This is a genomic window from bacterium, assembly GCA_027622355.1.
In the GTDB taxonomy this organism is placed as follows: domain Bacteria; phylum UBA8248; class UBA8248; order UBA8248; family UBA8248; genus JAQBZT01.
On the sequence record JAQBZT010000158.1, the window covers coordinates 1 to 7102 of the forward strand.

5 protein-coding genes are annotated in these 7102 nt (G+C 64.5%); 2 read left to right on the top strand and 3 right to left on the bottom strand.

What is annotated here, in order from left to right:
* Nucleotides 1-160: 160 nt before the first annotated feature.
* From O2807_09870 to O2807_09880, 3 genes are all read right to left on the bottom strand, one after another.
* A complete protein-coding gene (locus O2807_09870) occupies nt 161-1714 on the bottom strand; it encodes an aldehyde dehydrogenase family protein (protein MDA1000802.1) in 1554 nt (517 codons plus the stop codon).
* A 98-nt stretch (nt 1715-1812) separates the two neighbouring features.
* Nucleotides 1813-3210: a sigma-54 dependent transcriptional regulator gene (locus tag O2807_09875; protein ID MDA1000803.1), complete on the bottom strand. Its 1398-nt coding sequence runs from the start codon at nt 3208-3210 to the stop codon at nt 1813-1815.
* On the bottom strand, nt 3207-5360 hold the full coding sequence (locus O2807_09880; protein MDA1000804.1) for an ATP-binding protein: 2154 nt from the start codon (nt 5358-5360) through the stop codon (nt 3207-3209). The genes O2807_09875 and O2807_09880 overlap by 4 nt, the downstream gene beginning before the upstream one ends.
* A 218-nt stretch (nt 5361-5578) precedes the next feature.
* Between O2807_09880 and hrcA the strand changes: the two genes are divergently transcribed.
* Nucleotides 5579-6643, top strand: coding sequence for a heat-inducible transcriptional repressor HrcA (hrcA, locus tag O2807_09885; GenBank protein ID MDA1000805.1), 1065 nt, complete (start codon nt 5579-5581; stop codon nt 6641-6643).
* On the top strand, nt 6640-7102 hold a 463-nt coding region (locus O2807_09890), incomplete at its 3' end, for a nucleotide exchange factor GrpE (GenBank protein MDA1000806.1). The genes hrcA and O2807_09890, both read left to right, overlap by 4 nt.

A 7102-nucleotide genomic window follows, 5' to 3' on the forward strand; every position in this document is an offset into this window, starting at 1 on the left:
ATTCCTCAGTCGCTGCGCTCCTTCGGAATGACACCACGGGTCCGTTGTGCAAACTGACCCACTACCAAAGAATTCGCTGCGGGTTCAGCTTAGCACAAAGTGTTTCGGGGAGAACGCAGCAGGCGCGGGAGCCCTCCTCCCGGCGGGGGGAGGCGTGCGCTCAGTCGATATCCGCCGAGAGGCCCTGCGCCATTTCGATCGTTTCGGCGTTGTTGACCGTCCAGGCGACGCGGTGGGTGACGGCGTCGATCAGGGTTGCCGCCGAGGGCATTCCGGTTCCGCTCCGCTTCACCCCGCCGAAGGGAAGATGCACCTCGGCGCCGATGGTGGGGAGATTTACGTAGCCGAGCCCGAAGTCGCACTCGCGCTGAATGCGGCGGGCGCTCCGGAAGCTCTCGGTGATGACCGAGCAGGAGAGCCCGAAGGGCGTGTCGTTGTAGACGGCAATGGCGTGATCGATGTCCCGGACGGGAACGAGAGCGACATGGGGGCCGAACACCTCCTCCCGCAGCACGGGCGAGCCCGCATCGGGCGCCATCTTGTAGACGAAGGGGGTCATGAAATGGCCCCGCCCAAAACCATCGCCCTCGTCCCGGCCCCCATCGAGGAGCACCTCGGCTCCGTCCTCGCGGGCCCGCTGGTTGTAGCGGAGCACCTTGGCGGCGCCCGCCTCGTTGATGAGGGGTCCCATGAAAACGGACGGATCGAGCGGATCGCCGAATCTTATTCGCTGGGCCTTCTGGGTGAAGTGCGCGCAGTATTCTTCGTAGATGGGCTCTTCGATGAGGATGCGCCCCGCGCTGACGCACCGCTGCCCGGTCGTCTTGAAGGCGCTGAGGATGCCGGCGTTCACGGCGAGATCCATCTTGGCGTCGGCGAGCACGATCAGAGCGTTCTTCCCGCCCATCTCGCACACGGCCAGGCGGTGTTCGCTCTCGGCGCAGGTCTTCCGGATGAACTGCCCCACCTCGAAGGAGCCCGTGAAGAGCACGGCCTCCACCCCGGGGTGGGCAACGAGCGGCGGGCCGGCCTCCTCGCCGATCCCCTGGATGAGTTTCCCCCCCCCTTCCGGGAAGCCGGCCTCGGCCATCAGCTCCACCAGCCGGTGGGCCGTGGCCGGCGTCTCCTCGGAGGGCTTGAAGACTACCGTGTTTCCTTCCACGAGAGAGGGACCCATCAGCCACAGGGGAATGGCGAACGGGAAGTTCCAGGGCGTGATGACGGCCATCACCCCCTTGGGCTTGCGGAGAATGTAGGCGTCTTTCGCGGCGACCTCGCTGGAGATGACTTCGCCGTGGCCCATGCGCGAGGTCCCGAAGACGTACTGGGCCATGTGGATGCCCTCGATGACGTCGGCGAGGCCTTCGTTGAGCTGCTTTCCGCATTCGCGGGAGACGAGCCGGCCCAGCTCCTGGGTTTCCTTCTTGACCTGCTGGACGAAGTTGTCGAAGCACTCGGCGCGCCGGATGCGGGAGAGGGCGCGCCATGCGGGAAACGCCGCCCGGGCGGCGGCGACGGCTTCTTCCACGTCGGGGGCCCCGGAGCGGGGAAACCGCCCGATCACCTCATCGGTGCAGGCCGGATTGGTGCTCTCAAAAAATTTTCCGCTTCGCGCCGGAACCCATCTTCCGCCGATCAGGTTTTTGCCCTCGAGACGCATGGTATTTCCCTCCTCGATGCACCCCCGGGCGGCTTGGCGGGAAGCGCGTTCCATCGGGTCGTTCCTTCTGATCAAATATAAGGCCGGCCGGGAAAAACCGTCAGGGGAGGGGGAGAGCCCGGCGAAAAACAATGCATTGGGCGTCCGGGGGCTCAGCCGGTGCGCGTGCCCTCGGCCTGGTCGAGCTTGCGGTAGATGGTCCGGGTGGCGATGCCGAGCTTGCGGGCGGCGGCGCTCTTGTCCCCGCCGGTCTGGCGGAGGGTTTCGAGGATGACCTTGCGTTCGACCTCGGCGAGCGGGGTGCCCACCGGGATGCTGATGATGGGGGCGTTGGCCTCCACGGCGTTCTCCTCGGCCGCCGCGCGCCCTTTCGTGATCTGAAGCGGCAGATCGTCCACGGTGAGAATCTCCCCCCGGCTGAGGACGACGGCGCGCTCGACGGTGTTCTCCAACTCCCGGACGTTGCCGGGCCAGCCGTAGTTGGAGAGCACCTCGATGGTCTCGCGGGAGAAGCCGTTGATGTTCCGCTTGTTCTTCTCGGCGAAGCGGCGGAGGAAGAACTCGATGAGCAGCGGGATGTCCCCGCGGCGCTCCCGCAGGGGGGGGAGCTGGATGTTGATCACGTTCAGGCGGTAATAGAGATCTTCGCGGAAGCGGCGCTCGGCGATCGCGATTTCGAGGTTCTGGTTCGTCGCCGCGATGATGCGGACATCCACCTTCAGCGTTTCGTTCCCGCCAAGGCGCTCGCACTCCCCCTCCTGGATCACGCGAAGGAGCTTGGCCTGCAGCGCAAGGGGCATGTCGCCGATCTCATCGAGGAAGAGCGTGCCCCCGTTCGCGAGGAAAAAGCGCCCCTCTTTCCGGGAGACGGCCCCGGTGAAGGCGCCGCGTTCGTAGCCGAACAGCTCGCTTTCCAGGAGAGTCTCGGGCAGCGCCGCGCAGTTCACCGTCACGAACGGGTTTTTCCGCCGCTCGCTCATGTTGTGCAGTGCGTTGGCCACCAGCTCTTTGCCCGTTCCGCTTTCCCCGAGGATGAGCACGGTGGCGGCGGCGGGGGAGGCCTGGCCGATGAGTTCGTTTACATTCTGGATGGCGGTGCTGTTTCCGATCAGGCCGGTGGGGCTCTGGAGGTTCTGAAGCTGGGCCCTGAGGTCGGCGTTCTCGCGCAAGAGTTCCTGCTTCTCGATGGCCTTGTAGATGGTCTTCAGAACCTGCACGCGCTCGAGCGGTTTCGTCAGAAAATCGCAGGCTCCCTCGCGCATGGCTTCGACCGCGGTCTCGACCGTCCCGAAGCCGGAGATGAGGATGACCTCGGTTTCCGTGTTTCTTTTCTTGATCTCTTTCAGGAGGTCGATTCCGCTCAGGCCCGGCATGCGCAGGTCCGTGATGACGATGTGGGCCGGGTCGGCGGAGAAAATTTCCAGCCCCGTTTCGGCGTCGTGGGCGAGCGAAACCCGGAACCCCTCCTTCGAGATCATTTTTTGCAGAGCCTCGCGGCTGCCCCGCTTGTCGTCAACCACGAGAACGTGGGTGGATTCGTTGGCGGTCAAACCTGGCTCTCCTGTTGTGCGGCCGATGGCAGATAGATGTGGAAGGTGGTGCCCTCTCCCTCCTGGCTGGCGAAGCGGATCGAGCCGCGGTGCTCGTGGACGATCTGCTGCGCCAGTATGAGGCCGAGTCCCGTTCCGCTGGCCTTGGTGGTGAAAAAGGGCGTGAAGAGGGACGCCTGCTTATCCGCCGGTATGCCGCTTCCCGTGTCGGTAATGTCGATCACCACGCCGCCCTCGGCAGCCCGGGCTCCCACCGTGAGGCGCCCGCCCCCTTTCATTGCATCAAAGGCGTTCAGCACCAGGTTCTGAAGGGCCACCCGAAGCTGGGCCTCGTCGAACTCCACATCGGGCAAAGCATCCTCCAGATCGCGCCTGACTTCAATGTTGCGGCTGGCGGCTTCCTCGGCGAGGAACTGGAGAAGCTCCTCGATCAGCTCGTGGATGTCGCCGGCCTGGTGGTCGGCCTGCGGCATGCGGACGAACTTCAGGTAGTCGTCCGTCACCTGCCGGAGGATTTCAATTTCGGTCTGGATGGAGCGCAGCAGCGTCCAGGCCTCGCCCGAGTCCCTTTTCCCGAACTTTTCGAGCTCATCCTCGAGAAGCTCGGTGTTGAGGTTGATGGCGGAGAGCGGGTTGCGGACCTCGTGGGCCACCTGGGCGCTCATTTTCCCGACGATGGAAAGGCGGTCGCTCTGGAGCAGCTGTTTTTGCAGCTCGCGGCGCTCGGTGACGTCCTTCAGGTAAACGATGGCCTGAATGGTTTCCCCGAGGGCGTCGGAGATGGGGTAAGTGTAGGCCTCGATGTCCACGCGCTTTCCGGTGGGCAAGGTGATGCTGTGCTCGGCGAAGCCGGTCGCTCCGGTCTCGAAGGTGCGCGCGATCAGGTGGCGGTCCACAAGTGGTCCCGGGATGGGGGAGCCCTCTCCCCCCCAGGACTGGCCCAGCAGGTTGGAGATGCCCCGGCCGAGGAGATTCCCCATCCCCTGATTGAGGAGTTGGATGCAATAGTTCTGGTCCACGATACAGATGGCGTCGGTGATGCCGTCGAAAAGCGCCTGGAGGCGGTGGTTGCTCTCGAACACCTGGGCGGACCAGATGAGATGGTCTTCGGCCCGGATCCGGCGCCGCTCACGGTCGAGCAGCAAAATGGCGGCCGCGATCACCACGATGAAGCCGAACAGGGTGATGGTAAATCCCTTCCGGAAGGTCCGCCGGACAAGAGCGACCACCTCCGAGGAGGGGGCGGTGACAGCGAGCGACCATCTTTCCTCCCCGACCTTGACCGGGGTGAAGGCCGTGAGATAGCGGTTCTCCTCGGCCCGCTCCCTGGGGCGGAAATCCGTGTGCCATCCGGTACCGCGCTCGCCGTGCCGCATTCGCTGCACCAGGTGAAGAAGGCGCTGATCGCCCATCTGCTCCGCCAGATGGGCCAGGCGGATTCCCTTCATCGGCGTGAGGCCCGGACCGATGAGGATTCGCCCCTTCTCGTCGATTAGCCAGGCGCGTCCCTTGGCGCCCGAGCGGACGGGTCTGACAAAGGCCCGGTCCAGATCCTCGATGGTGACCTTCGCGTAGAGCCAATCGCCCTTGGCGACCAGCGCGGCGCCCATGATGAATTCCGGAACGTCCTTTTTCCCGATGATCATCAGGCATGCAGGGCGGCCCGGGGGGCACCGGGAGATGCCCTGGTAGTATGCCTGCGTGCCCGCGGCGGGCCGGGTGGCATCTCCCGGCAGGAGAAAGCCGACCTCGCTCACCCGGACCCGCCCGCCGAGGCGGTCGTAGAGGCCGGCGATGGCGCTCATCCGGCCCGGATGGCCGACGCCGACGGTTCGGAGGAAGCTGGCGCTGTAGCGGAGGCTGGCGGTGATCTCATCGAGAAAGGAGGCGATCCGGCCTGCGGCCTGATCGGCGAGGGAAAGTTGTTGCCGGTTGAAGCTTTCCTCGATGTCCTTTTTTGCGTCCGTGTAGACCTTGTAGGAGAGGGCGAGTAGGATGGCCAGCACCACGCCGGTCCAGAGAACGATCAGGTTCCGGAACCGGCGGCTGGCCCGGCGGGACTCGGTGAGCCGGGGCGTCTGGCCGCTCGCGGGCCGTTCAGCCTCTTGTTTCGGGGCCGGGCCGGGCGGGGTTGTGGCGGTCTGGCGCATGGCGGTTCTCACAAATCATCAGAGGGAGGTCAAAAATGCCCATGATGCGAAATCGGGCTTTCGAGGGGTTTCCCTCCTGGAAGAGGCATTATATTTAAGGAGAACAGGGGCCTTGATCTTGACATGGCCCGGCACTCCTTTCTATTTTCTTTTTAGCACTCCGGCGTCCGGAGTGCTAAGCCCTGTGCCCCACGCGCCCCTTGGGTGAGGATATCGCGATGACGAGCAGCGGGCTATCCCCGCGAAACATGGATGTTCTGAAGGCGGTGATCTCCACGTTTATCGAAACGGGGGAGCCGGTGGGAAGCCGCACGCTCTCCAAAGGGGGCGCCATCTCTTTCAGTCCGGCCACCATCCGGAACATCATGAGCGATCTGGCGGACGAGGGTTTTCTCACCAAGCCCCACGCTTCCGCCGGGCGGATGCCCACCGATCTGGGTTATCGCGTCTTCGTGGACAACCTCTCCTCCGTTCCGGAGGTGACGAAGGAGGAGCAGGCATCCATCCGGCGGAGCTACACCCAGCGGGCGGCGAAGATCGAACGGGTGCTCACCCAGGCTTCCCGCATTCTCTCGGGCCTGACCCAGCAGGCGGGGATCATTCTCCTTCCGGGCGGAGAGCAGCTTCAATTGCAGTATATCGAGTTCATCCGGCTGGCCGAGCGAAAAGTGCTTGCCGTCATCGTTACCAAGAGCGGCGTCGTGCAGAACCGCATCGCCGTGACCGAAGATGACATCTCCCAGGAAGAGCTGCACCGCATCTCGCGCATGCTGAACGATGAGTTTTCCGCGCTCTCCCTCCGGGAAATCCGGGCCACGATTCTCGAAAAGATGAAGGCCGACACCGAGGGCATCGATCAGCTTCGCCGCCGGGCGCTCTCTTTGAGCGAGCAGGCTTTCATTGGAGAGGACGACAGCGCCGCCGACACGTCCACCGTCTATGTCGAGGGTGCCTCCCGGGTGATTTCGCAGCCCGATTTCGCCGACGACATGGAGAAGGTGCGCACACTCTTCCGGGCGTTCGAGGAAAAAGAGAAGCTGGTTCACCTGCTCGATGGGTGCATGAAGTCGCAGGGGCTGACCGTCCTGATCGGCTCGGAGAGCGAGATGGATACCATGCAGGACTGCAGCCTGGTGGTCCAGAATTACTTCATGGGCGATCGGCCGCTGGGCGCCATCGGCATTATCGGCCCCAAGCGGATGCACTACGACCGGGCGGTCTCCCTGGTGGAGTGGACCGCCAATGCGGTGTCCGCGTACCTGTCCTCCGGGGAGGTGCAGTGAGCGCAGCGCCCCGGGAAGGGGCCGGCCCCGGCAGCCCTGCCGAGGAAAAAGAAGCCGCCGCGGCTGCGGCTCCTCCGGGCGAGGCAGAAGAAGCCCCCCCTCCCGAGCCCGACTACCACGATCTCTACATCCGCCTCCAGGCGGATTTCCAGAACTTCCGTAAACGCCAGCATCGCGAGCGCGCCGATACCGAGGCGCGCATCGTCCAGGGCATCCTCGCCGAAATCCTTCCCATCGCCGATGATCTCGAGCGCGCCCTCGAGTCGGCCGGGGAGAACGAGCAGGCCCTGATAGAAGGTCTCCGGCTCACGCTGAAGCGGATGCAGGACGCACTTCAGCGCGCGGGCGTCGAGCCTGTTCCGGGGAAAGGCGCGCCCTTCGACCCGAACGTGCACGAGGCGGTGTCCGTGACCGAGGATCCAGGCGTTCCTCCGAACTGCGTGGTGGAGGTCCTCCAGA

Bases quoted from the DNA above. Each gene is read 5' to 3' on its own strand.
- hrcA (MDA1000805.1), top strand. From the start codon at position 5,579: ATGACGAGCAGCGGGCTATCCCCGCGAAACATGGATGTTCTGAAGGCG.
- O2807_09880 (MDA1000804.1), bottom strand. From the start codon at position 5,360: ATGCGCCAGACCGCCACAACCCCGCCCGGCCCGGCCCCGAAACAAGAG.
- O2807_09870 (MDA1000802.1), bottom strand. From the start codon at position 1,714: ATGGAACGCGCTTCCCGCCAAGCCGCCCGGGGGTGCATCGAGGAGGGA.